The organism is Gloeobacter kilaueensis JS1 (assembly GCF_000484535.1).
GTDB lineage: Bacteria > Cyanobacteriota > Cyanobacteriia > Gloeobacterales > Gloeobacteraceae > Gloeobacter > Gloeobacter kilaueensis.
Genome location: NC_022600.1, coordinates 2,206,766 through 2,230,749, shown reverse-complemented (window position 1 = coordinate 2,230,749; position 23,984 = coordinate 2,206,766). Strand labels below are relative to the sequence as shown.

Genomic DNA, 23,984 nt, shown 5'->3' with positions numbered 1-23,984 from the left:
AAACTCAGGGCGTACTGCCGGCCCCTGCCGATTTGGGCGGGGCAAGACGCACATCGACGATGCCGCCTTTAAGAACGTACTTGAAGCCTTCGATCTCGATTGGGGTGCCGATCTTGGCTTTGACCCGACCGATGATCAGCCCATCGTCGGTGGTGCTGGCGGTGCCCAGTAGCGTCACGAGGTAGTCCCGTCCGTAGGGATCCGCCGGGTCGGGAATGTTCTCGATCCTGGAATTGACGACCACCGGGATGAGATGGGGGATCACCTTGACTTTGCCGATCGTGAGTGACCCGGCAGGCTGGTTGCGGATCACCACCTGGGTCTCCTTGCCGATCGCAAAGACTTTGGGATCGCCGATGCTCAGGTTGCGGATGAGCATGTCCACTTCGACCGGCTGATTGCCCGCCTGGGCCACCTCCGCTTTGCCACTGCCGCGCGAGAGGACGTAGGCAAAGATCGCGATGACAATTGCTGTCACCACCACTGCATCGATGATGTTCACTTTGCCGAACAGTCTGCCCTCCGGATCGATCAGCGCCATCTCACTTCCTTGCGGTTCGCGCGCATCGTAGCACACAAAAAATACCCGTGCGGGGCTGGCCGCACGGGTACCTACAGGAAGAAACAGCTGTTGATTACTTGGTCTCGGTGAACTCGGCGTCGATCACATCGTCGCCGCCGGAGCTGCGGTCGGAACTGCTGCCGCCGTCGCCGTCCGCTGCTCCACTCGGGGCCGAACCCTGGTAGAGCTTGCCGCTCAGGTCGTAGACGGCCTGCTGGAGGTCAGCTTTGTAACTGGCAACTTTGTCCATGTCCTCGCGGGCGAGGGCGTCGCGCAGGTCTTTGATCAGCCCTTCGATCTTGCTGCGGTCGGAGCTGGGGACTTTGTCCTTGAACTCTTCGAGCTGGCGCTCGGCCTGGTAGGCGAGCGAGTCGGCCTCATTTTTGAGATCGACCGCCTCGCGGCGCTTCTTGTCCTCGGTGGAGAAGGTCTCGGCTTCTTTGACCATCTTCTCGACGTCGTCCTTTGAAAGGGTCGAAGCGCCGGTGATGCTGATCGTCTGGGCCTTGCTGCTCGCCTTGTCCTTGGCGGTGACGCTCAAGATGCCGTTGGCGTCGATGTCGAAGGTGACTTCGACCTGGGGCACGCCACGGGGCGCAGGCGGGATGCCGTCGAGCCGGAAGCGGCCCAGGCTCTTGTTGTCGTTGGCCATCGAGCGCTCGCCCTGCAGGACGTGGATCTCGACGGAGGTCTGGCCGTCAGCGGCGGTCGAGAAGACTTCGGACTTGCGGGTCGGGATGGTCGTGTTGCGGGGGACCATCGGGGTAGCGACGCCGCCCAGGGTCTCGACGCAGAGGGTGAGCGGGGTGACATCGAGCAGCACCACGTCGCGCACTTCACCTCTGAGCACACCGGCCTGGATCGCCGCACCGACCGCCACCACCTCGTCGGGGTTGACGCTCTGGTTGGGCTCCTTGCCGATCAGCCGCTTGACCAGTTCCTGCACGGCTGGGATGCGGGTAGAACCGCCCACCAGCACCACCTCGTTGATCTCGCTCTTGGAGAGCTTGGCGTCGCGCAACGCCTGCTCGACCGGCAGCTCGACGCGGCGGAGCAGATCGGCGCAGAGGCTCTCGAACTTGGCGCGGGTGAGGCTCATGTCGAGGTGCTTGGCACCGTCGGCACCGGCGGTGATAAAAGGCAGGTTGATCTGGGTCTGGGTCACGCCCGACAGCTCGATCTTTGCCTTCTCAGCCGCTTCGGTGAGGCGCTGGAGCGCCTGACGGTCGGTGCGCAGATCGACGCCTTCGAGCTTTTTGAATTCTTCGGCCAGATAATCGACAATCCGCCTGTCGAAGTCGTCGCCGCCCAGGTGGGTGTCACCGGCGGTGGATTTGACCTCGAACACGCCGTCGCCCACCTCAAGAATCGACACGTCGAAGGTGCCGCCACCCAGGTCGAAGACGAGGATCGTCTCGTTGGACTTTTTATCGAGGCCGTAGGCGAGGGCAGCCGCCGTCGGTTCGTTGATGATCCGCTTGACCTCGATCCCGGCGATCCGGCCTGCGTCCTTGGTCGCCTGACGCTGGGAGTCGTTGAAGTAAGCCGGAACGGTAATCACCGCCTCGGTTACCTTCTCACCCAGGTACTTGCTGGCATCATCGACCAGCTTGCGCAGCACCTGAGCGGAAATTTCCTCGGGGGCAAAATCTTTGTCTTCGTTGGAGCTATGGAGCTTGACGTTGCTGCCGTCGCGCACGACGCGGTAGGCAACCTGCTTGGCTTCGTCGGTGATCTCGTCGTACTTGCGACCGATGAAGCGCTTGACAGAATAAAAAGTGTTTTCGGGGTTGAGAACAGCCTGACGGCGGGCCAGCTGGCCAACCAGCCGATCGTGGTTTTTGGTGAAGGCAACCACCGATGGCGTGGTGCGCGCACCCTCCGCGTTGGCGATTACGGTAGGCTGTCCACCTTCGAGAACGGCAACTACCGAGTTGGTCGTGCCCAAGTCAATGCCGACAATTTTTCCCATGACCTCTCCTTAAGGGGCATGTCTTCCCTGGATCTCTCCCTACCGTATCCGGCTTGCTGGACGGACCGGGTGCGGTCGTCCGCAGGCTCGATGGCGTAATTCCCGTACCTCTGCACCTGCCCCAGGGCGGGCTACTGCCATGCAAGTCAGGCTCTAGAATCGTTCTGGAGTTTCAAGCGGTTGAATAAAGATGGTCCCCATCTGGGATGAGAATCGCGGCTATCGCGTTCCCTGGGTGAACTACGGCCTGATCCTGGCCAATATCCTTGTCTTTATTTACGAGATCACCCTCGACGACAAGCAGCTCGAAAGCTTTATCAACCACTACGCCGCCGTACCGGCAAAATTGACGCCGATAATCGGGGCGGTCCTCCACGGCCAGCTCAATGACGTGGGTTTGTTGCTGCCGCTGATCACGGCGATGTTTTTGCACGGCGGATTTTTGCACATCGCGGGCAACATGCTCTACCTGTGGATCTTTGGCGACAACGTCGAGGACCGTATGGGGCCTGTGGGTTACTTGATCTTTTACCTCCTCTGTGGGGTGGTATCGATTCTTGCCCAGACCTACCTCGAACCCACTTCGTCTATTGCCTCCCTCGGCGCAAGTGGAGCGATTGCCGGTGTGCTCGGAGCCTATATCGTCAAGTTTCCCCGCGCCCCGGTGCAGGCGATCTTTCCCCTGGGCTTCATTCCGATTCCCTTTCGCATTCCGGCCATCTGGTTTATCGGCTTCTGGTTCGTACAGCAGGCCCTTAGCAGTGTCGCGGCTCTAAGTGTGCGCAACGTTCCTCACATGGACAAAGGGGGCGTCGCCTACCTGGCCCACGCCGCCGGATTTATCGTCGGGGCAGTACTGGTCAATGTTTTTGCCCGCGATGGGGACCCTTATAACCGCTACTAGGACCGTCCCCCACCTCCCCATACCCCCCTGCCCCCCTTTCCCCCTCCTGCCCCCGCCGGGACAGGAGAGGCAAGGGGGGTTCACTGTAACTGGGCTGCGGAGGGGATAAGCGAGGACAATCACGGAGTCTGGCAGGAGCAGCGGCAGGCGGGATGGGTGAAGTTAGTGCCAGAGTTGTCATTCTCCCCTCTCCCCTCGTGGGAGAGGGGCTGGGGGTGAGGGGTGAGGGGCCGGGGATCAGGTCTTCTGGTTACTAAATAGACTCGGTATGGGCATGTCTTCCCCTGGGTAGAGGAAGGGATCCATGGCCCAGGGTACTGTTTAGAAAGCGAGACAGGAAATTGCCGCAATGAGTGTCGAACCGCCTTCTGAACAAGAAAAAGACAAACAAAAAATCCTCGAAAAGTACGCCCCTGATATCGATAAGATTGACCTCGATCTCAGTGGCACCGGGCCAGCGCAGCCGAACGTCTCCCCGGATGTGATGGCAAAAGAAAAAGCTGAGGAAGAGAAGGCTGCAGTTGAATTTGCAAGGGAGCAAGCTCCCAACGTCGAGCTGGAAGATTTTGACTTTTTGCACGATCAAGAAAGCGAGGACGAGCGTATCTTCCGCACCCAGTTTCGTCAGGTTGTTCTCGCCGGATACATGGAGGGCAAAAGCCTCGATGAAATCTATACCGCCGTCGAGGCGATCGAGCGCTCGGACGCTGTGGACACCAAAAATCTGCCCCTGAGAGATCTGGCGGGCCGCATCTACCGCAGTGCCAAAGAGCGCGGCAGCGAGGTGCAGCGCTGCTATATCTGCGGCAAGTACAATCCGCGCTACGAAGACAGTTGTCCGAGCTTTTGCCCCTACAGCGAGAGCGAAGGCCAGAGCTGAGTGGCCGGACCTGTTCGATCGTCCTGGGCTGGGGAGCTTCCTCGGCCCTTTTTGCTCGGCAACACCCAAAATCGACGGACAAACGGGAAATTCAAAAACGGTAAGTATTTATACTGGACAACTTGATCCCCGCTCATCACAATGGAAGAACAAACGCCCCATATACCCTGAGGACGGTCGATGAACAGCTGGATGGAGCCGCTGGCGAGCCGCATTGCCAATCGCTACGAACTGCACTGCCAGACGAATGCAGGCGTCGAATTGCCCGAGGTGATGGCTGAGGTGCTCGCCGAGCAACAGCTCAAAATCTGTGATGTCGGGCTCTGGCAGCAGCTGGAGAGTGCCTCTCACCGCCAGATTCAGCTCGACCAGCGCCCGTTGGCCGAGGCGCGCTGAGCTTTAAGTCAAAATTGCCCCGTCCATCAGCCGATCCAGCCTGCTACCCAACTCGGTGCGCAGGAGGGGGAAGCTCGTCAACTCCGGATCGCGTTCGATAAGCGCCTGGGCTTCATGGCGGGATCGTTCGAGCGTCTCTTGATCTTCGATCAGTGAGCTGAGCACCATGTCCGGCAGTCCGGACTGGCGGGTGCCAATCACCTCGCCCGGCCCCCGCAGCCGCAGATCCATCTCGGCGATAAAGAAGCCGTCGGTGGATTGTTCGAGCACCTTCAACCGCTGCAGGGCCGCCTCACTTTTAGAAGCGCTCATCAACAGGCAAAAGCTCTGGCTCGCTCCCCGGCCTACCCGCCCGCGCAACTGGTGCAACTGCGCCAGGCCAAAGCGCTCGGCGTGTTCGATGAGCATGAGCGAGGCGTTCGGTACATCGACGCCCACCTCGACTACCGTCGTCGAGACGAGAATATCGAGGGTGTGGGCGCGAAAGGCAGTGATCACCTCCTCCTTCTGTTCGGATTTGAGCCGTCCGTGCAGGAGGCCCACCCGAAATTCTGGAAAGACTTTTTCTTTGAGGCGCTCGTGTTCTTCAAAGGCGGAGCGCAGGTCACTTTTTTCGGACTCCTCGATGAGCGGCAGCACGACGTAGACCTGGCGGCCTTCGAGCACCTGACGGCGGATGAGTTCGATGACAGCGCTGCGCTCGGCGGGGGTGACCACCGTCGTGCGGATGGGCTTGCGGCCCGGCGGCAACTCGTCCACCTGCGACACGTCGAGGTCGCCGTGCAGCGTGAGTGCAAGCGTGCGGGGGATCGGTGTGGCCGTCATCGTGAGCACATCCGGGTTGCGGCCCTTGTTTTGCAGGCGGGCGCGCTGGTTGACGCCAAAGCGGTGCTGCTCGTCGATCACTGCCAGGCCGAGGTTGGCAAACTGCACCCCGTCTTGAATCAGGGCGTGGGTGCCAACCACGACGCGCAACTCGCCGGTGGCCAACTGCCGGAGCACCTCGCGCCTGCGGGTGGCCCGCACCGAACCGGTGATCAGTTCCACCGGCAGGTGCAGCTGGGCGAACCACTGGACCAGTTTCTGGTAGTGCTGCTCGGCAAGCACCTCGGTCGGAGCCATCAAAGCCGTCTGATAGCCCGATTGAATGGCGGCGAGCATCGCAATTACGGCGATCACCGTCTTGCCTGAGCCGACATCGCCCTGCACCAGTCGGTTCATCGGCTCGGGGCTTGCCAGATCTGTGAGCACCTCCTGGACGACTCGCTTCTGCGCGCCGGTGAGGGCAAAGGGTAGCAACCCATAAAACTGCTCGATCAGTTCTCCCTGGGTGCGAAAGGCGATGCCCTCGCTGCGCTTTTTTTGCCGCCACCGCCGCTGCAACAATCCCAGTTGCAAAAAGAAAAATTCGTCGAAGACGAGCCGCCGCCGGGCTGCTGTCTTTTGCTCAAGACTTTCGGGGTAGTGAACCGCCCGGATCGCCTCCGCTGTCTCCATCAAGCCGGCACTCGTGCGGATGGAGGCGGGCAGCGGATCTACGAGGGCGTCGGCAAAAGGAAGGGCAGCCGTTACCGCCCGACGCACCACTCCGGCTCCTACCCCTTCGACCAGCGGATAGACCGGCACGATCCGCCGCAGGTGATCGGTACTTTCTTCTTCGTCCAGCACCTCCAGCTGGGGTTCGTGCAGCGTCAGGCCCGCCTTGCCCCGGCGCACGAGGCCGCTGGCGGCGACCGTAGCCCCGCGCGGAAAGCGCTTCAGCTGGCCCTCCTGCCAGCCCCGGTTGGTAAAGCGCGATCCGGCAAAAAACTGCGAAAGCTGCATCTGGCCCGTGCCGTCGCCCAGCGTCAGGCTGAAGACTGCAAGCTTGTGGTTGCGGGGACTGGTAAAGCAACTGGCCCGGCGCACCTGGGCGACGATCGTCACCGTCTGGCCCACCTCGCAGGTCTTGATCGTCGTGCGGTTGGTGTAATCGAGGTAGTCGCGGGGAAAGTAGCGCAGCACCGCGCCGATCGTCGTGAGGCCCAATTTCTCCAGTTGGGCCGCCAGTTTGGGACCGATGCCCTTGAGAGTCGAAACCGGCTGCTCCAGCACCTCCGGCTTTGGCGGCGGCTGGCTTCTGGAGTTGCGACCGTTGCTTTTTGGGACTGGCGGTGGCTCCAGCGAGCGGCGCAGCCGGTGCAAAAAGCGGCGGGTCTCGGCCACCAGATGCGCCCTCGCTCCTGCTTCCAGTTCTCCGTAGCGCTCGAACTTTTTACCCAGATCCTGCCAGCGCCGCTGCTCGTCCGCCCCAGCGATGCCGGTGGGCGGTTCGCTCAGGGCCGCGCTCAAAAATTCTGAAAAATACTGCCGGTTGCCCCGGATGTTGCCGAAACCACGATCCGCCTCCGCCGCCAGGGCGCGGTGGAGGCGCTGCAACAGCTCGCTCAGCTCCTGTACTTCCGGCACAGCCTTATTGTAGTGCCGGGAATTTTCTGGTGCGCCACGGCTAGCGTCAAAGCACAGTGCTCTAACAAATCACGATTCGATCGCTCCGGCTGCGGCCAAACACTTCCGGTTCGTGCATCCGTGATGACCACAGTCTGCGAGCGGATGGTGCCAAACTCTGGTAGCAGGCTAAAATGTGGTCACAAGTGGTCATAAAGAGAGAACAATGAAATTCCTTGGCGTGCGGGAGTTTCGAGATCGGGCCAGTCAGCACCTGGCGGCTGGCGAAGTTCTGGGTATCCAGAGCCACGGTCGGTTGATTGGGGTGTATGTGCCTGTCAAATCTCCGGATCCTCAGAAAGTTGCAGAGCTGGCTCGTCGTCTTGCCGCCCAGGTGGAACAGGTAAGTACGGAGACGGGCCTGAGCGAAGCAGAACTTGTCGAGCTGTTCGAGCCGACGCTTCAATCAACTACGGACTGGTGCCGAAATGATGGGATCGAAGATAGATAAATTTCAAAAGATGCGGCGCAGTCTGGACGGCACATCCGTGGGCGACGCCTTTGGAATGCGTATCCTGCTCAGGCCCGAGTTGCTGGTCAGTCGCACACTTCCGGCGGCGACCTGGCGCTGGTCCGACGATACCCATATGACCCTTTCGGTGGTCGAAAATCTGGCGATGCATGGCCGGATCGATCAGGACAGTTTGATTGCCGCCTTTGCCCGCCGCTACGCCGAAGATCCCCATCGCGCCTACGGTCTGGGGGTGCGCAAGCTGCTGGAGCAGGTAGGCAGCCGCCCCTGGCAGGAATTGACGACTGCTGTTTTTGCAAACGGCTCCTGGGGCAACGGCGCGGCGATGCGGGCGACTCCGATTGGGGCGTACTTCAGCGACGATCTCTCCTGTGCTGCCGCTGAAGCGATACTTTCTGCCACAGTCACCCACGCCCATCCGGAGGGCCAGGCTGGGGCGGCAGCGGTGGCGGTGGCGGCGGCTCTCGCCGCTCAACCTGCTCCGCCTGTAGGCCGGGAATTTTTGGAAGCGGTGTGTCCGTATGTACCAGCAGGGGCAGTCCTCGATGGCATCGAAAAAGCTTTACACATTGCACCTGAAGAACACGCGCAGGCGGTTGCCGTTCTAGGTACCGGTCGTCAGATTTCGGCCCAGGACACGGTGCCTTATTGTCTCTGGTGTGCAGCGCACCATCTGGATAATTTCGAAGAAGCGCTCTGGACGACGATCGCTGGACTGGAGGACGGCGATACAACCTGTGCGATCGTCGGCGGTATCGTTGCTCTGGCGGCACCGATTCCGGCAGAGTGGCTGGCCGCCCGCGAGGCACTGGTCGGACTGGAAGAATGGGTAGCTGGCCGCCTGATTACCGGTTGACGACAATAGAGGAGTGGTCGGCTTTTCTTCTTTGTCTGCTATAGTCAATCGCCTGCGCCGCATCGCCGGACTGCTCTGGCAGAGTGGTCCGTCCTCCTGTCTGGGTTTGTTTGGCCTGACGCTGCTGAGCGGCATTCTGCCTGCTGTCCAACTGTTCGTGGGCAAGCTCATCATCGATACGGTGGTGGTGGCCGCCTCCCGAGCGGACGGTGAAGTGTTCACGGGCCGGGCCTTCGCTCTGGTGGGCGTAGAACTGGGCTTGCTCGTGCTCTCGGCGGCGGCGCAGATGGGCAACTCGATGCTCGAAGAAGTCTTCGGCGAGAAGCTGACGTTTGAAATCAACGAGCAGATCCTGCGCAAGGCGGACGAGCTGGAACTGGCCTACTTCGAGGATCCGAAGTTCTACGACATGCTGCAGCGCGCCCAGCGCGAGGCGGGTTATCGGCCTCTGGGGCTTTTGAGTCAGCTCTTAAATCTCGTGGAGGGGGCAATCGCCATCTCCTCCCTCGCGGTGCTGCTCTCGCGGCTGGGCTTCTTTGTCGTGCCGGTGCTGCTGCTTACTGCGATTCCGCTGGTCGTCTCCACGCTGCGCTTTGTGCGCACGGGCTACCTGCTGGTCAACGCCCGCACCCCCGAGGCCCGGCAGATGAGCTATATCCAGTCGCTGATGGGAACGGACCAGGCCGCCAAGGAGATCAAGCTCTTTAACCTCGGGCCGTACTTTATCGAGAGCTACCGCGCCCTGTTTGCGAGGGTGCATAAAGAAACGGTGGATCTCGCTCTGCGCAAGGGCGGAGCCCGGATCGCAAGCAGCGTTGCCAGTTCTATCGGTTACGTCGGGCTCTACGGCTATCTCATCTGGCTGGCTCTGAGGCGGTTGCTCACGATCGGGGATCTGACGCTCTACGCCGGGGCGGTCCTGCAGCTCAACAACCAGCTGCAATCGTTTACCAGGGGCGGGGCCAGCCTCTACAAGAACTTTCTGTACATCGACGATCTGTTCAAGTTTCTCGACCTCGAAGCCCGTCTGCCGACAAGCTCGATTCCGGCGGCAATCCCTGAGCAGATCGAGCAGGGCATCCGCTTCGAGAACGTCAGTTTCCGCTATCCGGGGGCGGAGCGCGATGTGCTGAGCGGCGTCAGCTTTGAACTGACGCCGGGCGAAACTGTAGCGCTGGTGGGCGAGAACGGCTCGGGCAAGACGACCCTGGTGAAGCTGCTCACGCGGCTCTATGAACCGACCGGGGGGCGGATCTTGCTCGACGGCAAAGATCTGCGCGAGTACGACCCTGCTCACCTACGCGAACTCATCGGCGTCATCTTTCAGGATTTTGTGCGCTTCCACGCCACCGCCCGCGACAACATCGGCTATGGCCGGGTAGGAGAATTGGCCGACGACGAGCGCATCGAGACCGCCGCCGGTTGGGGCGGGGCGGACGCCGTGATCTCCAGACTCGACAAAGGCTATCAGACGATGCTCGGCAAGTGGTTCCGCGAGGGCCAGGATCTCTCCGGCGGGCAGTGGCAGAAGATTGCCCTCGCCCGCGCCTACATGCGCGACGCACCGGTGCTGGTACTCGACGAACCGACCGCCGCCCTCGACGCCCGCGCCGAGCACGAGGTCTTTCGCAAGTTTCGCGATCTGCGCCAGGGCAAGATCGCTCTTCTTATCTCCCACCGCTTCTCGACGGTGATCTCGGCAGATCGGATTGTTGTTCTTGAAGGGGGCCGGATTCTTGAGCAGGGATCGCACCAGGAATTGATCGCCCGCAACGGGCGCTACGCCGAGCTGTTCTCCCTTCAGGCGGAGGGCTACCGCGTCTAGGACGGCGTAGATGCCTGCCCTGGGGGGGAGGGACTTTACCCCTGCATTTCTTACAGTGCAAATGACCCTCATAACGAGACAGGCAAACACATATGGCTGACACAACAATTCGTCGCGCCATCGGTACTTTTCCGAACCGCGCTCAGGCGGAACAGGCACTCACCAGGCTGCGCGACTCCGGTTTTGATATGAACGATGTCTCTGTGATCTCCAGACACGAGGATGGCGGAGACATTGCTGGTGCGGATGTCAGGGACACCGTCGGCAACCGAGCCGGTGAAGGCGCTGCAACCGGTGCCACCGCCGGTGCAGCCGTTGGCGGTCTGACTGGTCTTCTAGTCGGTATCGGCGCTCTGGCCATCCCCGGCATCGGTCCGGTGATGACCGCCGGTGCGCTCGGCACAGCGATTGCGACCACTCTGAGTGGCGGTGCAATCGGTGCGGCGGCTGGCGGCCTGGTCGGTGCCCTGGTTGGTCTGGGCATTCCCAAGGAGCGGGCCGAAGCGTACAACGCGGCGGTTGCGCGCGGTGATTATCTGGTGGTCGTCGAAGGCGATCAAACCGAGATCAACGAGGCCGAGAGCATCCTGAATGGCTACGGCATCAGCGATTACGGCGTCTACGACGCTCCGGTGGGCAGCTACGATGCGGCTCGCTTCCGCAACCGGCCCAGCCTCGGCGAGCGCGCCCGCAACCTGGGTGAGCGCGTTCAGGGCAGCACCCAGGAAAACTGGGGCAAAGTCACCAACGACCCCGGCGACATCGCCGCCGGTCGTGCCAAGCAGTCTGACGCCGATCTGCGCGACCGCAACTACTAAATTGCCCGGTGCTCCGCAGCACCGTGCATAGGACCCAAGGACCAGCCGGAGGAACTGCCTCGGGCTGGTCTTTTCTTTTTAATTGCGGCACTGTTGCTGTCGTACTGGCTTGCAACTTGCGATCAAGCGATGCTGCCGCGCTTGCGCGCTTCCTTGCGGGAGACGCGCACATCCTGCAGACCAGCTTTGAAGAGGGCGGTTTCGAGCATTGCAAAAAAGCGCGCCCGGTCGCCCCCCTGCACCACCGCCCGGTTATGGGCCTCGGCGAGGGCCACCGGATAGCCGTAGCCCTTTTCGACCTGGGAGAGACACACCCCCAGCACCCGCTCGCGCAGTTCGCTGTCGAGGGCCACCCACTCGGGCATCTCGACGCGGGCCACCTCAGCGCCGGTGTGCAGATAGCAGAAGTGGACGCGGTGCGGACCATAGTGTTCGAGGATGCGGGAGGTACTCGCCCACAGGGCCGAGCGCTCGCCCGGTGCTAAAAGCCGCTCGTGCAACCGGCGGTCGCTCAGGCCATGCAGCAGGCCGCAGGGCGCTCCCCGGCCCGTGTTGCCCGCGCAGTGGCGGTCACAGTCCGGATCGGGGTGGGGACACAGTTGGAGCCGCAAAAAATTTAGCGCATCGCCCGAGCGGGAGGAGCTGATGTAGCCGGCCAGCGGAATGCGCTTCTGGCGCAAGCGCTCCCAGGCGGCGAGTACCGGCTCAAGAATTGCCCGCTGGTGTTTGTTGTTGACCTGTTCGAGCTGCCAGTGGATGAGCGAACCATCGACTAAGGCGACGCTCGGTACGCCCTCGTCGGTACAGTCGAGGGCCAGGTCTGCCAGAACCTCCGTCTCAGCCCGCGAGCGGCGGATGGCGAGCGCCTCCTCGGCGCTCAGCCCCCAGTTGCCGTAGAGGTCTTCTTCGCGATAAAAGACCTCCGGCTGCGAGTCGAGCAATGGCCGGGCTCCCGTGCCGTAGTGCAGGCAGACTTTTCCGACGTTGATGAGCGAGCAGTAGGCGATCTCGTGGTGGCTCGGGGCAATCTGGGAGCCATCGGTGGCAACGACGGTATGGACCGGGGCAATCGGCGCTACCGGATGGATGCTTTCGAGGGGTTCGACCGGCGCACCGATCAAGAAGGTGATCCGGCTGCGCACCTCGGCGGTGCGTTCGACAACCGCCTGCTGGTTCTGACGAACCCAATCGAGCAGCCGCAGTGCCTCTTCGATGCGGCGGCTGGAACGCTCCGCTTCTTGAGCGAGCTGGCGACCGACGCCCTGCATCTGGCGTGAGATTTTCAGGAAGTCGAGCATGGGCCTCAAGATGTGGGCTTGTGGACAGTTGTTATCAGTAACCTACCTCCTTCATTTATTAAATGCAAGCCTCCAGCCTGCATTCGGGCGGAAACCAGCAGAAATGGCCGCAAAGTGGGGGTGGCTTGCCGACATCATCCAGACTGTCCGTTGCAAAACAAAGCGATGAGCGGCTGGGCAGAGGTGCCGCTGCCGGTGAAGCCCACCGCCCAGATGTTGGTGCCGGTGCTGGTGACGGCCAGCAACTGATTGTTGCCTGTGCCGACGTTCGGCGTCGGCACCACCTGCCACTGGCTGCCGTCCCAGTGCTCGCTCAGGGTCTGGTTGAGGCCAACGTTCTGGGTGTAGCCCACCGTCCAGATATTGTCGGCAGCGGGGGCGTTCACCGCCGTCAGGATGTTGAACTGGCCACTGGCGTCGGCGCTGGGGATCACCTGCCACTGGCTGCCGTTCCACTGTTCGGTGAGGGTGCCGAAGGCGGGCGCTCCGTCGCCGTAGCCCACCGCCCAGACGTTGTTTGTGGCGATGGCAGCAGTGCCGTTGAGGACGTTGTTGAGCGCTCCGGGGTTCGGGCTGGGGACGATGCTCCACTGACTGCCGTCCCAGTGCTCGGTGAGGGTACGGGTGGGACCGCTCTGGGGCTCGACAGAGCCGACGGCCCAGATGTCGTTGGCTGCTACCGCCGTCACCCCCTTGAGAATCTGCTCCTCCGCCCCCGGTACGTTCCGGCTGGGGACGATGCTCCACTGGCTGCCGTCCCAGTGCTCGACAAGGGTGGCGTTGCCGTTCGTTCCCACCGCCCAGACATTGTTTGTGGCGATGGCCGTGATCCCTACCAGGGCGTTGCCGAGGGTAGTGCTCGGGGTGGGCACGACGCTCCAGCGCCTGCCGTTCCAGTGCAGGGCAAGTCCCTGGGACTGGGTGCCGTTGATGATGTGGCTGCCGACAGCCCAGATATCGGTGGCCGAGACGGCTGCCACACCGGCCAGCAAATCTTGATCGCTCGAAAAGTTGAGGGGGTTGGGACTGGGAACGATTGCCCACTGGCTGCCGTTCCAGCGCTCGATGAGCGTCCTTAGCAGGCCGTTTGTGGTATTGCGCGAACCGACCGCCCAGACGTTGTCGGCGGCGATCGCCGTCACCCCGGCAAGCGTCCCGCCCGACTGCAGAGCGGGGCTCGGGACAACCTGCCAGGTGGCGTTGCAGGTCTGGGCCTGGGCGGCGCTCGCGCCGCCGGTGGCCAGGCAGAACCCGAGAGCGGCAATGCCCCAGTGAATCTGTACACTTTTCATAGCACTTGCTCCAACTAAAGCGGGAAGAACCGGGAGGCGGGCTCTCTTGCGCCTGCCACCGGTGGTTTCTAAACGGTAGAAAGCCCGGCGTCGCCTGTCGGTAGAAAAAAGTCAGAACTTGAGCGTCAGAAAAGTCACCCCTGGCCCCAGAGGAACACTGTTATGTCCCTTAACATGAAGGAGAACGTTGCGCAGCACCTTGCCGATGTCCTCCACCAACCTCACCTGTCAGTGGGTCGATTCCCTCAAAGCCATCGATAGGGCGCGCTGGAATGCCCTGGTGGCCGATGGCCTGCCTTTTCTTGAATGGGAGTGGCTCAGAAGTCTTGAACTTGCCGGTTGCGCGGCACCCCGCGAGGGCATCCAGCCGGTGCATCTATTGGTCTGGCGCGGCAAACAACTGGTGGGGGCGGCCCCCTTGTATATAAAGGGCCACAGCTACGGCGAATTCGTCTTCGACCATGCCTGGGCCGACGCCGCTTCTCGGCTGGGCCTGCGGTACTATCCAAAACTGCTCGGAGCAACGCCCTTTACCCCGGCCACCGGCTACCGCTTTTTGGTTCATCCCCAGGAAGATCCCGACGAGCTGACCGCCCGGATCACAGGGGCGATCGACGAATTTGCCCACAAAAACCGCATTCTCTGTGCGAGCTTCCTGTACGTCGCCCCAACGGAGCGCGGGCGCTTTCAACGGCAGGACTGCCTGGAGCGGATCACCCACAACTACCAGTGGGTAAACGGCGGCTACCGCGACTTCGACGAGTACCTTGAGCGCTTTAACGCCAACCAGCGCCGCAACATCCGCCGCGAGCGCGCCGCTCTCGCTGCCGAGGGCGTTGCCTTCAATACCTACACCGGCGAAGCGATTCCGAGCGGCATGTTCGATCTGATGTACAGGCTCTACGACGACACCTGCAGCAAGTTCATGTGGAGCAGCAAGTACCTCAACCGCCGCTTCTTTCAGCTCATCGGCGAATGCTTCGCCCACCGCACGGTCTTTATCGCCGCCGAGCGCGAGGGCCAGATAGTCGGCATGTCCTTCAACGTGCGCAAGGGCGAGCACATGTATGGCCGCTACTGGGGCTGCACCGAGGACATCAAGTTCTTGCACTTCAGCGCCTGCTACTACGAGCCGGTGGTGAGCGCGATTCGCCTGGGCGTGCGCGTCTTCGATCCGGGAGCGGGCGGGTCCTTTAAGATGCGCCGGGGTTTTGCCGCCACTCCCAACTACAGCCTGCACCGCATCTACCATCCGCGCTTTCGCCAGATTCTCGAAGACCACCTCAAGCAGGCCAACCGCGCCACCCTCGAAGGCATCGACGATCTCAACAACGACCTGCCGATGAAAGAACGGCCAGAACCGGCGATCCAGTTTTAGTGTTGTATCCTGCTCTGGATAGCCTCAGTTGCTGCCCGGACGACACAGGAGACCGAGAAGCCATAGCTGTGAAGCACCAGCCTATTCCTCTACACTTCAGCCCTCTCTGGGTGGTAAAAGCTTGTCCGGAGATTTGGAGGAAGTGGAGTGCAAGGTGCTGTTTTGTTCACTCTTCATCTTGGATCTATTAGGAAAGCCGAGGAGTGTCAACAGATTTAGCTCTCCAGTAAATATTCGGCGATGGAGAGGCCAGAGGGCGGCCAATCCCAGAACAAATATGCCAAAGAAAAACGCTGATCCGAGCGGATTCAGCCATAACCCCCAACCCAATGCCACAGTTGCAATCAGACCAGCGGCTACAGTGACTTTCTTGCTCCAAGCTTTACCAGTTTGGAAGTAGGCCAGTTGGACAGCACATATAACCAATGCCGCAGCACCAATAGTATTTGGTAGCCGTTCTGGAGGAAGCCAAGAAAAAAAGTCAGCCATGCTCGAATCTACTGATTGAAGGATTGCGGATCATTGGGATCGTAAGGATCTTTGCCACTTTTTGCTCGCTGCTCTCGCTCCTTCACCCGCTGCTCTATTTCGCTTGGTGTGAGTCGCGGCTCTTGCCCCATTTCTTGACTGGTAGGCTCGTACCAATCTGGATAGTCACCAGTTTTCTCGCACGAGCGCTCCTTTGCCCATTGATCAGCATAGAAGTCCATTACCGTATCACCCGCCCAACTGCCTGCAACGGTTCCGGCACCAAGGCCAAGCACGCCACCTAGGCTAGCCCCAGAGGCAGCCTGCCAAGTTGCTCCAGCAAGCATTCCTGGCGGGCCTGTGGGCGAGCCCTCTCCAGCACCGAAAAATCCCCCAGCAGCAGCGCCAATTGCTCCACCCAAGCTTACCCCTGCTATACTACCGAACGCAATTGAGGTGTTAACTACGACGTTGCGAATTTTGTTGCGCTCCTGGTCTTCTTTATGATCTTTTTCTGCCTGCTCCTCTTTTGATAAACGTTGGTATTCGTCATATTGAGCTTTGCACTCACCACTTGTGTTTGGACCTGTCTGAAGAGGCGTCTTCTTGCTACCGTCCCGCGTAGGAAGTCCCTGCGTCATTGGAGGTGCGGTGCTAGTACCACCTTTGGGAGTGCTGCCAGCATCGCCGCTTCCAGTTCTACCTGTATTGCTCTCTCCACCGCCATCAGTGTCAGATGCATCGGGCGTTACTTCTCCTCGGCCATTGGTCAAATCGTTAGTAGAGCCAGACGTGGATGCATCGCTTCGACCATTTTCTGGAGCCACTGCAGTGTTCTTGCCCTTGGGAATACCGGCACTTGCTATTTGAACCGGATTGCCACCCTCGTTATCAATTGGGTCTGCAGCTGCAGTGACTATGCCGTTGTAATTAGTGGCAAGTGATCCAGGTGTGTTCATTGCTAGAGCACCTGGAGGCAACATACCATATGCACTAGCTTCGGCTGATTCACTATCGCTATTTACAAAGTTACTTTCTGCATTATTACTTACATCCAGAAAACCAGTAGAGCCGAGTTGGGAGTTAATGTCAGCTATAGTGCCAGATGCACGCTGGTCATTGTTCTGCTCAAAGAATGTTTGGCTGAACGCTTCTTCGTCATATCCAGAATCACCTGGTACTGCTCGTTCCCGATCGCCATTGATGTTGCTGGCAATTGGCTGATTAGTTTCATCGGTTTGCTTTTGGCTTGATTCCCATTCGCCAAAATCCGATGCATTTTGATTCTGCATGGCGAGAATCAGGTTCTGCTCCTGTTCTGTAGTCTCAGAACTCCAGTCACGGACAAATCCAGCCACACTGGGATCATCGCTAAAGTCTACCTGCCCGTCTTCTTGAGAAGGTCGGTATGCAAGACCATTGTTGTCATCGCTCCTGGCGTAGCCATCATTGGAGTCCTGAAAGTCGCTATCTTGTATTCCGAAGGTATTATCATTTTCGCTCCAATCATAACTACTACTGAAATTCTGGATATCGGTGTCCTGCATCTCAAAAGTGTTTCTGCCTTTGGCTTGAACATAGTCACCGCCAAAGTTCAAAAAGCCCGCGTCTAGTGTTGCAAAACCGTCGCTGTTCCCAGTCTGAGTGTAGCCATTAACGGAGTTCTCGAAGCTGTCATCTTGAGTTCCGTAAACATTGCCACCTTCGCTCCGGTCATAGTCGTCATTGAAATTCTGAAAGTTGGTAGCATGTGTAGGGTCGTAGCCGTCGTCATCGCTGCTGAAGCCCTGCTGGTCGGCAATCGTCTCCTCGCCGTAACCATATTGCTCGGCAAGATAGCCATAAGGATCTGGGGCTTGCTCATCCGATTCGCCGCTCTCGCTCTCGTCGGTTTGCTCCCCAGCCGCGTCCTGCACGTTCATCTCTGCTTCATCTTGCTCATCGCCGAAGCCGCCGCTGGCGTCGTCCTGCTCGTCGTCGAAGGAGCAATCTTGTTCGTCCATGATAAACCTGCGACAAAGGGCTGCTTTCTCAGAAGGTACAGCGGCAAATCAAGAGCGTCAAGTCCACTTTTGGGGAAAATTATTAGTGCTTAGCCGGGAAGCCCCGCGCTCTATCATTGAGCGCTGAGAGTCGGGTAGGCGAGATACCGGGATATGTCACTGCTTTGATCCCCACTCGCCTCTAGATCCCGTAGAATGAAGGGGAACAAGAATTTATACCTACCTCATCCCCATGTCTGAAACGCGCGCGGCTGGTGAAACCCTGTCCGACCGGGAGCTGCAGATTCTGGAACTGGTGGCCCAGGGTCTCACCAACGAGGACATCGCTGCTGCGCTCGAAATCAGCAAGCGTACCGTCGATAATCACGTAAGCAACATCTTGCAGAAGACCCGGACCAAGAATCGGGTGGAGCTGGTGCGCTGGGCGCTGCAGTGGGGCAAAGTCTGCATCGACGAAGTGAACTGCTGCATCCTCCCGAATGGCAACGGCTCCTCCCACGCCTGATCCCTGGGCGCTCTACCTGCCAGGCTGGCCCCTTGCCACCTACCGCGAATGCGCCGTTCACATCGCTCAGCTGGCTATCCAGGCGCAGGTGGTCCTGCGCAGCAATCCGCACTTTGACAGTCACCTCGATCAAGTCGAATGCCTGACATTCGATAGCCCGAGGACGGCGGCGGACCGGCGGCAACTGGCGGTCATCCTCGAATATTACCTGCAACGCTACTACGAGACACCGGACACGCGGGGCGACACCGCCCGCCTGGTGCGGGGCGATCAGGTCTATTCTGTAAAAGCCGGAGCCAGACTGCTGCCTGTGCTGGACAAATAAGCCCCAGGCAGGGCTTGTGGTCCATTGCCAGGGGATCTTCAAAACAGCCGCCGCTTGGGAGGACTGTTTTCTGGCAGGCTCTCCCCATCGTCGGCGCTGGGTCTGGTCTGTTTTTTGATCAGGCCGCCGCCGGACGGTCCCCGCGCTTCGGGCTTTTTGAAGATCTTGGGCTTGGGCTTGGGTAACATCCCTTCTTTAAAAGCAGCGAGCTGGTCGATGAGCGCTTGTGGTTCGATTTGCTGCCAGGTTCTCCACAGATCGTTCAGGTGCTCAAAGTCATGGCAAACCAGACGTTTCGGCTGTTCGGACGAACCCGGTACTCCCCAAACGGCAATCAGAAAGTGATCCTGCAACCGGTAACCACGGAGCTTCACCTCACCGATTGTCCGCTCGCACAGCAGTAAATCTTTCATCTCGCGTCCCTTGCTGAACGATGCTTGAGGGGATCCTAGCAGAGGACGCCCGCAAACGACAGGCCGCCTGTAAATAGGCATCCTGCGATCTGGCTGCTCAAGATGGCAAGATGAGCGTGTCCAGCGTTGGGGAAGGCCGACGGTGACCTACTGCCTTGGACTTTTGATGGAAGCGGGATTGGTATTGGCAGCCGACTCACGCACGAACGCCGGCGTCGATTACGTATCGAGCTACCGCAAGGTGTTTGATTTCTCGATTCCCGGTGAACGGATGATCTTTATTCTCACCTCCGGCAATCTCTCGATCACCCAGTCGGTGATCAACCTCCTGCGCCAGGACGTGCTCAAGGAGGAGGAGAACCTGCACTCGCTGCCGAATATGTTTGCCATCAGCCGCTACATCGGCCAGAAGATCCGCCTTATCGAGCAGCAGGACCGGGCCGCCCTCGAAAAGGACAACATCGACTTCAGCGTCAACTTGATCGTCGCAGGCCAGATCAAGGGCGACATTCCGGCGCTCTACCTCGTCTACACCCAGGGCAACTTTATCCAGGCAACCGAGGAAACGGCCTTCGTCCAGATCGGCGAGACCAAGTACGGAAAGCCCATCCTCGATCGCGTCTTCAACTACCGCAGCAGCCTGAGGACCGCCTCGATGTGCGCGCTGTTGTCGATGGATTCGACGATGATCTCGAACCTCTCAGTCGGGGCTCCGATAGATTTGTTGGTCTACGAGCGCGACAGCTTCCGCATCGCCCAGAGTTGCCGCCTGCAGGAGGGCGATCCTTTCTGGGTCGAGATGCGCCGGGCCTGGAGCCAGTCGCTGCAGAATGCCTTTCACAACTTGCCGGAGATCCCCTTTCAGTGCAGCCCGATTGTGTGATGGACCGTCCGGCAGACGCGATTTTGGGAAATTATGACAGGTGCGTGGTATCCCTATCGATAGTGCGTATACTCTCACAAGCTTCCTGGAGCTGAACTTCGATGAAAAAACTCTTCCCGATTGGATTTAGCCTCGCAGCGGTAGGGGCACTGATGCTTCTGGTTCCGACAGATGCCATCGCTCAGAGCAACCAGTGGCGGCAGCAGGTCGGGAGCTACCTGGCCAAAGCCGCTCGGGCAGCCCTACCGGGCTACCAGCTCGAAGGAAAAAAATATTTCACCGGTGGTCTGACCAACAACCGGACGACTTTCTTTAATGTCGCTCTCAACCAGAGCACCGGCAGGCGGGCACTGCTGGCTGTCTGCGATCAGTACTGCTCCGACGTCGATCTCCGGCTCATCTACAACGGCAAGGTCGTCGCCCAGGATGTGAGCGTCAGCGATTATCCCACTATCAAGATTGGCCCTGAGATTGCAGGCAAGTTCCAGGTTCAGGTCGTGATGCGCGGCTGCAAGACCAAAGATCCCTGCTATTACGGCATTGGCCTCTTCAAGCAGGCGGTCTAGAGTACTCCAAAGCCGGATCTGCAAATCCAGATCCGGCTTGAGCGCCAAAGCCAGGTGCTACATTGTTCGTGCTCCAACTGCGTCGCCCATGGCCACTACCGTCGCTGAGATTGCCCGCATCTACCACCAGTCCCTGCCGGACCTGCTCTACGAGGCGCAACGCGCTCACCGCGAACACCACGACCCGCGCCAGGTGCAGTTTTGCACCCTGAGCAACATCAAAAGCGGCCTCTGCCCCGAAAATTGCGGCTACTGCTCCCAGAGTGCCCACCACACGACTGGTCTTGTTCCCCAGCCCCTGAGCGATCTGGAAGCGGTCGTAGCTGAGGCGCAGGCGGCGCGGGCGGCAGGTTCCACCCGCTTTTGTATGGGAGCGGCCTGGCGCGAAGTCAAAGACGGCCCCCAGTTCGAGCGCGTGCTTGAGATGGTGAGGGCTGTGGCGGCACTGGACCTCGAAGTCTGCTGCACCCTCGGGATGCTCAAACCCCACCAGGCGCTGCGTCTGAAGGCGGCTGGACTGACCGCCTACAACCACAACCTCGACACTGGCCCCAGCTACTATCCCCAGGTGGTTACCACCCGCACCTACCAGGACCGGCTTGCAACCATCGAGGCGGTCAGCGCCGCCGGCATCTCGGTCTGCTGCGGCGGAATCGTAGGGATGGGCGAATCTCTCCAGGACCGCTTTGAGCTACTGGCAGTGCTCAGCAGCCTCGACCCGCAGCCCGAGTCAATTCCGATCAACAACCTCGTGCCTGTTACAGGTACACCCCTGGCCAACGCGGAGCCAGTAGAGCCTCTGGAGGTGGTGCGGCTGGTGGCGACGACCCGCATCGTCTTTCCTCGCGCCATCGTTCGCCTCTCTGCCGGACGGCTGGCGATGAGCGACGAGTTGCAGGCGCTGTGTTTTCTGGCAGGAGCCAACTCGATTTTTGCAGGAGCAAGACTGCTCACGACGCCGAACCCCGCCGCCTCCCAGGACCAGCACCTGCTTGCGAAGCTGGGGATGCAGGCCCGTGGTGGCGGTAGCTAGAATTCGGGCGCGACAGCCGGTGTACCGACAGAGCCCCTCTCGTCGCCGCTGTGCAGGATCTGGAGGGTCTGGGGGTCGCGCAGGTAATAGAAGTCGCCATTTTTGACCAGCGCGTCGAGGGAGACCAGGACATCGTGCCCGCTGCCAAAGAGGCTGAAGAAACCGCCGGGCTGCTGGTCGCCGCCGTAGCGAATCTTGAGCAGGGTCGGCTCACCCGTGGACAGATCGCAGTAGACTTCTTCGATCGTGCCGAACTGCTCGCTGGTCGTCGATTCGTAGAGGCGGTTGCCCTTGAGGGCGGTGATCTTGCCCCGGTGGGCGTCCACGACGTTGCTCGTCACCCGGCGGCCACCGTAGTCGCCGACGTTGCCCGCGAAGTTGCCGCCCGGCAGGCCAGTGCCACCGCCGATCGCTTCTTTGATGCCTTCGCCCTGGCCCTCGGCGTAACCGTAGGGCGGAGCGAGAATGCCGGCTAAATAATCCTGGCCGCTGCCCGGTACGAGCCGTCCCTGCATCGCCGTCTCGTCCTTGGGCAGATCCAAAAAGAGATTCTCGCCGCGCGCAGCCAGCTTGCCCGCCGGAATCAAAAACTCCTTGCCCCCGAAACCAAACAGGCCGCCCCCGAGGTTCGCCTCAAGGTAGAGGTCGTTGGCGTCGTTGACGTTCACAAATACGTGGTCGATGTTGCCAAGCTTTTCGTCCTCGGCGTTGATCAGCGCCTGCCTGCCGAAGCGCTCAGCGATCGCCGGGTCGCCGTACTTCTTGTCGTCAGCTCTGATAAATAGCATTGCAGAGTCCTCTTCGCATACAAATCCGACACTATCCCATCTGTGACTTTTCTCCTGGGAAGTGACCATTTTGTTGTCTTTCCTTCGAGAATATCGAGCGATCTGTCCACTCACTTCCCTCTGAAGGCTGACTTTCAAGATTGATAGACTGGATGCCGACGCGATTTTTTAAGAAAGGAGCCATCTATCACTTCTGCTAAACCTGGATGGCCCGCGACCTTCTGGTACATCGCCCGTACCCTGCTCGGTTTGCTGTTGGGCAGGCCGCTGGTCGGCGTGCGCGCCATTCCGTTGCTGCCGGGCGGTGAGGTAGTGCTCGTCAAACTGCATCGCGGCGGCTGGGTGCTGCCCGGCGGGCTGATGGACAACAACGAGAAGATTCGAGCGGCGATTATCCGGGAGGTGCTCGAAGAGTGCGGGCTGCGGGTCTTACGCATCGGGCGGCTGAGCGGTGTCTACTCCGATCCCAGGCGCGATCCGCGCTTTCATAGCGTCAGCATTGTCATGGAGGTTTTTGTCGAAGCCGCCGAGATGCGACCGCGCGACAAACTCGAAGTCGAGCGGGCGGGCGCTTTTGCCCTCGACGCCCTGCCCGCAGAACTGACGCTCGATTGTCGCGAACAACTGGAGCATTATTTATCGAATTCGCTGGTGGTAGATTGATGTTTCGTTTTTTTCTGGCCACTGCGGCGGTACTGGCGGGGCTGGCCGTCGCCGCCGGAGCCTTTGCAACCCACGCCCTGCGCTCCCAACTCGACGAGCGGGCGCTCGAAATTTTTGAGACTGCCGCCCGCTATCAGATGTATCACGCTCTGGCTTTGATCCTGGTGGCTCTGTTGCTGGAGCGCAGCGGTCCGAATCCGCTATTGACGGTGAGCGGGTACGCCTTTATCGCCGGGACTTTGATCTTCTCGGGCAGTCTCTACGCCCTGAGCCTGAGCGGCATCAAGTGGCTGGGAGCGATCACGCCCCTGGGGGGGGCCGCCTACCTGCTCGGCTGGCTCTGCCTGGCTCTGGCAGCCTGGAACTATAAGTAAGAAGTCCACCCGATACTGTGTACCTATGTGCCGATTGCTCGCCTACCTTGGCCCCAGCCTTGCCCTCGTCGATCTGGTCGAAAAACCGGAATTTTCGCTCGTCCTCCAGAGTTATCGACCACAGGAGATGACTTCCGGCCTGCTCAACGCCGACGGCTTCGGTTTCGGCTGGTACGATCCCGGACGGGAAGGTTCACCGTTTCGCTTTCGCAGCACCCAGCCCATCTGGGGCGATGCGAACTTTCCGGCCCTGGTGCGCTATATCCATTCGCACTGCCTGCTTGCCAACGTCCGCAGCGCCACCCCCGGTCAGGCGGTCGATCTCAGCAACTGCCAGCCTTTTTGCTTCGAGCAGATCCTCGCCCAGCACAACGGTTTTATCGAGAACTTTCGCCAGACGCTCTACCGACCGATCCGCGACAGCCTCGACGATATCTATTACAAGGCGATCGACGGCAGCACCGACTCCGAGCACCTCTTTGCCTTTGTGCTCAACCTGTGGCAGCGTCAGGGCGGCAGTCTCACCGACGCCCTCGCCGCTTCGATCCGCACTCTCGCGGACTGGGCAGCCAAACAGAACGTTGCTATTTCTTTGAACTTGATCCTCAGCGACGGCGAGCAACTGGTGGCCTCCCGCTACGCCAATCGTCCCAATCCCCCGAGCCTGTACTGGCTCAATGGCGATCTGCGTTACCCCGATGCATTTCTTATTGCCTCCGAGCCCCTGACTCCTTCTGAGCACTGGAAGCGCGTCCCGGCGGGCAGCATCCTTACGGCTACCCCCGGCGGTGCGGTGCAACTGACTACGATCGGCTGAGGAGCC

General features: G+C 60.1%; 25 protein-coding genes. 16 read left to right on the top strand and 9 right to left on the bottom strand.

Features of this window, described 5'->3' with window-relative positions; all coding sequences use genetic code 11:
• Positions 1-4 precede the first annotated feature (4 nt).
• Together GKIL_RS10320 and dnaK are read right to left on the bottom strand one after the other, a co-directional pair.
• Positions 5-541 carry a DUF4330 domain-containing protein gene (locus GKIL_RS10320; protein WP_023173503.1) on the bottom strand — a complete coding sequence of 179 codons (537 nt, stop codon included), beginning with the start codon at positions 539-541 and terminating at the stop codon, positions 5-7.
• Between the two features lie 94 nt (positions 542-635).
• On the bottom strand, positions 636-2,534 hold the full coding sequence (dnaK, locus tag GKIL_RS10315) for a molecular chaperone DnaK (protein ID WP_023173502.1): 1,899 nt from the start codon (positions 2,532-2,534) through the stop codon (positions 636-638).
• 190 nt (positions 2,535-2,724) lie between these two features.
• Between dnaK and GKIL_RS10310 the strand changes: the two genes are divergently transcribed.
• The 3 genes from GKIL_RS10310 (at position 2,725) to GKIL_RS10295 (ending at position 4,714) form a co-directional block, all read left to right on the top strand.
• Positions 2,725-3,438, top strand: coding sequence for a rhomboid family intramembrane serine protease (locus GKIL_RS10310; RefSeq protein ID WP_023173501.1), 714 nt, complete (start codon positions 2,725-2,727; stop codon positions 3,436-3,438).
• A 349-nt stretch (positions 3,439-3,787) separates the two neighbouring features.
• Positions 3,788-4,318 carry a hypothetical protein gene (locus GKIL_RS22605; RefSeq protein WP_023173499.1) on the top strand — a complete coding sequence of 177 codons (531 nt, stop codon included), beginning with the start codon at positions 3,788-3,790 and terminating at the stop codon, positions 4,316-4,318.
• Positions 4,319-4,498: 180 nt separating this feature from the next.
• Complete coding sequence (locus GKIL_RS10295; protein WP_023173498.1) at positions 4,499-4,714, top strand: hypothetical protein; 216 nt, start codon at positions 4,499-4,501, stop codon at positions 4,712-4,714.
• A gap of 3 nt (positions 4,715-4,717) precedes the next feature.
• Here GKIL_RS10295 and recG read toward each other — a convergent pair whose 3' ends face one another.
• Positions 4,718-7,162 carry an ATP-dependent DNA helicase RecG gene (gene recG / locus GKIL_RS10290; RefSeq protein WP_023173496.1) on the bottom strand — a complete coding sequence of 815 codons (2,445 nt, stop codon included), beginning with the start codon at positions 7,160-7,162 and terminating at the stop codon, positions 4,718-4,720.
• Positions 7,163-7,367: 205 nt separating this feature from the next.
• Between recG and GKIL_RS10285 the strand changes: the two genes are divergently transcribed.
• The 4 genes from GKIL_RS10285 to GKIL_RS10270 all read left to right on the top strand — a co-directional run bounded on the left by GKIL_RS10285 (position 7,368) and on the right by GKIL_RS10270 (position 11,172).
• A complete protein-coding gene (locus tag GKIL_RS10285) occupies positions 7,368-7,652 on the top strand; it encodes a type II toxin-antitoxin system Phd/YefM family antitoxin (protein ID WP_023173495.1) in 285 nt (94 codons plus the stop codon).
• A gap of 10 nt (positions 7,653-7,662) precedes the next feature.
• The gene (locus GKIL_RS10280; RefSeq protein ID WP_023173493.1) at positions 7,663-8,529 is read left to right on the top strand and encodes an ADP-ribosylglycohydrolase family protein; all 867 of its coding nucleotides are present in this window, start codon (positions 7,663-7,665) and stop codon (positions 8,527-8,529) included.
• 31 nt (positions 8,530-8,560) lie between these two features.
• Positions 8,561-10,354 (top strand): ABC transporter ATP-binding protein, encoded by a 1,794-nt coding sequence (locus tag GKIL_RS10275; protein ID WP_187293913.1) that lies wholly within the window; start codon positions 8,561-8,563, stop codon positions 10,352-10,354.
• 92 nt (positions 10,355-10,446) lie between these two features.
• On the top strand, positions 10,447-11,172 hold the full coding sequence (locus tag GKIL_RS10270) for a CsbD family protein (RefSeq protein WP_023173491.1): 726 nt from the start codon (positions 10,447-10,449) through the stop codon (positions 11,170-11,172).
• Between the two features lie 122 nt (positions 11,173-11,294).
• On the opposite strand, the gene GKIL_RS10265 is transcribed toward GKIL_RS10270, so the two are convergent.
• Together GKIL_RS10265 and GKIL_RS10260 are read right to left on the bottom strand one after the other, a co-directional pair.
• Complete coding sequence (locus tag GKIL_RS10265; protein ID WP_023173489.1) at positions 11,295-12,470, bottom strand: DNA double-strand break repair nuclease NurA; 1,176 nt, start codon at positions 12,468-12,470, stop codon at positions 11,295-11,297.
• A gap of 134 nt (positions 12,471-12,604) precedes the next feature.
• Positions 12,605-13,762 carry a hypothetical protein gene (locus tag GKIL_RS10260; protein WP_023173488.1) on the bottom strand — a complete coding sequence of 386 codons (1,158 nt, stop codon included), beginning with the start codon at positions 13,760-13,762 and terminating at the stop codon, positions 12,605-12,607.
• Between the two features lie 187 nt (positions 13,763-13,949).
• Between GKIL_RS10260 and GKIL_RS10255 the strand changes: the two genes are divergently transcribed.
• The gene (locus GKIL_RS10255) at positions 13,950-15,140 is read left to right on the top strand and encodes a GNAT family N-acetyltransferase (protein WP_023173487.1); all 1,191 of its coding nucleotides are present in this window, start codon (positions 13,950-13,952) and stop codon (positions 15,138-15,140) included.
• 96 nt (positions 15,141-15,236) lie between these two features.
• On the opposite strand, the gene GKIL_RS24720 is transcribed toward GKIL_RS10255, so the two are convergent.
• Positions 15,237-15,629: a hypothetical protein gene (locus GKIL_RS24720; protein ID WP_144080371.1), complete on the bottom strand. Its 393-nt coding sequence runs from the start codon at positions 15,627-15,629 to the stop codon at positions 15,237-15,239.
• A gap of 8 nt (positions 15,630-15,637) precedes the next feature.
• Positions 15,638-17,611, bottom strand: a complete 1,974-nt coding sequence (locus GKIL_RS10250; protein ID WP_023173486.1) for a hypothetical protein — start codon at positions 17,609-17,611, stop codon at positions 15,638-15,640.
• Positions 17,612-17,843: 232 nt separating this feature from the next.
• On the opposite strand from GKIL_RS10250, the gene pedR reads away from it, so the two are divergent.
• Together pedR and GKIL_RS10240 are read left to right on the top strand one after the other, a co-directional pair.
• Entirely contained in the window at positions 17,844-18,116 is a 273-nt protein-coding gene (gene pedR, locus GKIL_RS10245) for a photosynthetic electron transport-dependent transcriptional regulator PedR (RefSeq protein WP_023173485.1), read from the top strand.
• Positions 18,091-18,441, top strand: coding sequence for a hypothetical protein (locus GKIL_RS10240; RefSeq protein WP_023173484.1), 351 nt, complete (start codon positions 18,091-18,093; stop codon positions 18,439-18,441). The genes pedR and GKIL_RS10240 overlap by 26 nt, the downstream gene beginning before the upstream one ends.
• A 38-nt stretch (positions 18,442-18,479) precedes the next feature.
• Here GKIL_RS10240 and GKIL_RS10235 read toward each other — a convergent pair whose 3' ends face one another.
• A complete protein-coding gene (locus tag GKIL_RS10235) occupies positions 18,480-18,854 on the bottom strand; it encodes a hypothetical protein (protein ID WP_023173483.1) in 375 nt (124 codons plus the stop codon).
• A gap of 142 nt (positions 18,855-18,996) precedes the next feature.
• Between GKIL_RS10235 and GKIL_RS10230 the strand changes: the two genes are divergently transcribed.
• The 3 genes from GKIL_RS10230 to bioB all read left to right on the top strand — a co-directional run bounded on the left by GKIL_RS10230 (position 18,997) and on the right by bioB (position 21,336).
• Positions 18,997-19,737 (top strand): proteasome-type protease, encoded by a 741-nt coding sequence (locus GKIL_RS10230; RefSeq protein ID WP_041243876.1) that lies wholly within the window; start codon positions 18,997-18,999, stop codon positions 19,735-19,737.
• A gap of 101 nt (positions 19,738-19,838) precedes the next feature.
• Positions 19,839-20,303 carry a hypothetical protein gene (locus tag GKIL_RS22600; protein WP_023173481.1) on the top strand — a complete coding sequence of 155 codons (465 nt, stop codon included), beginning with the start codon at positions 19,839-19,841 and terminating at the stop codon, positions 20,301-20,303.
• Positions 20,304-20,391: 88 nt separating this feature from the next.
• Positions 20,392-21,336, top strand: a complete 945-nt coding sequence (gene bioB, locus GKIL_RS10220; RefSeq protein WP_023173480.1) for a biotin synthase BioB — start codon at positions 20,392-20,394, stop codon at positions 21,334-21,336.
• Here the strand turns inward: bioB and GKIL_RS10215 are convergent.
• The gene (locus GKIL_RS10215) at positions 21,333-22,124 is read right to left on the bottom strand and encodes a PRC-barrel domain-containing protein (protein WP_023173479.1); all 792 of its coding nucleotides are present in this window, start codon (positions 22,122-22,124) and stop codon (positions 21,333-21,335) included. The genes bioB and GKIL_RS10215 overlap by 4 nt on opposite strands.
• A gap of 255 nt (positions 22,125-22,379) precedes the next feature.
• On the opposite strand from GKIL_RS10215, the gene GKIL_RS10210 reads away from it, so the two are divergent.
• From GKIL_RS10210 to egtC, 3 genes are read left to right on the top strand one after another with little or no spacing between them, the layout of a single operon-like run.
• Positions 22,380-22,787: an NUDIX hydrolase gene (locus GKIL_RS10210; RefSeq protein WP_223173822.1), complete on the top strand. Its 408-nt coding sequence runs from the start codon at positions 22,380-22,382 to the stop codon at positions 22,785-22,787.
• The gene (locus GKIL_RS10205) at positions 22,787-23,161 is read left to right on the top strand and encodes a DUF423 domain-containing protein (RefSeq protein WP_023173476.1); all 375 of its coding nucleotides are present in this window, start codon (positions 22,787-22,789) and stop codon (positions 23,159-23,161) included. The genes GKIL_RS10210 and GKIL_RS10205 overlap by 1 nt, the downstream gene beginning before the upstream one ends.
• Positions 23,162-23,186: 25 nt before the next feature.
• Complete coding sequence (gene egtC / locus GKIL_RS10200; RefSeq protein ID WP_023173475.1) at positions 23,187-23,978, top strand: ergothioneine biosynthesis protein EgtC; 792 nt, start codon at positions 23,187-23,189, stop codon at positions 23,976-23,978.
• The last annotated feature ends 6 nt before the right edge of the window (positions 23,979-23,984 follow it).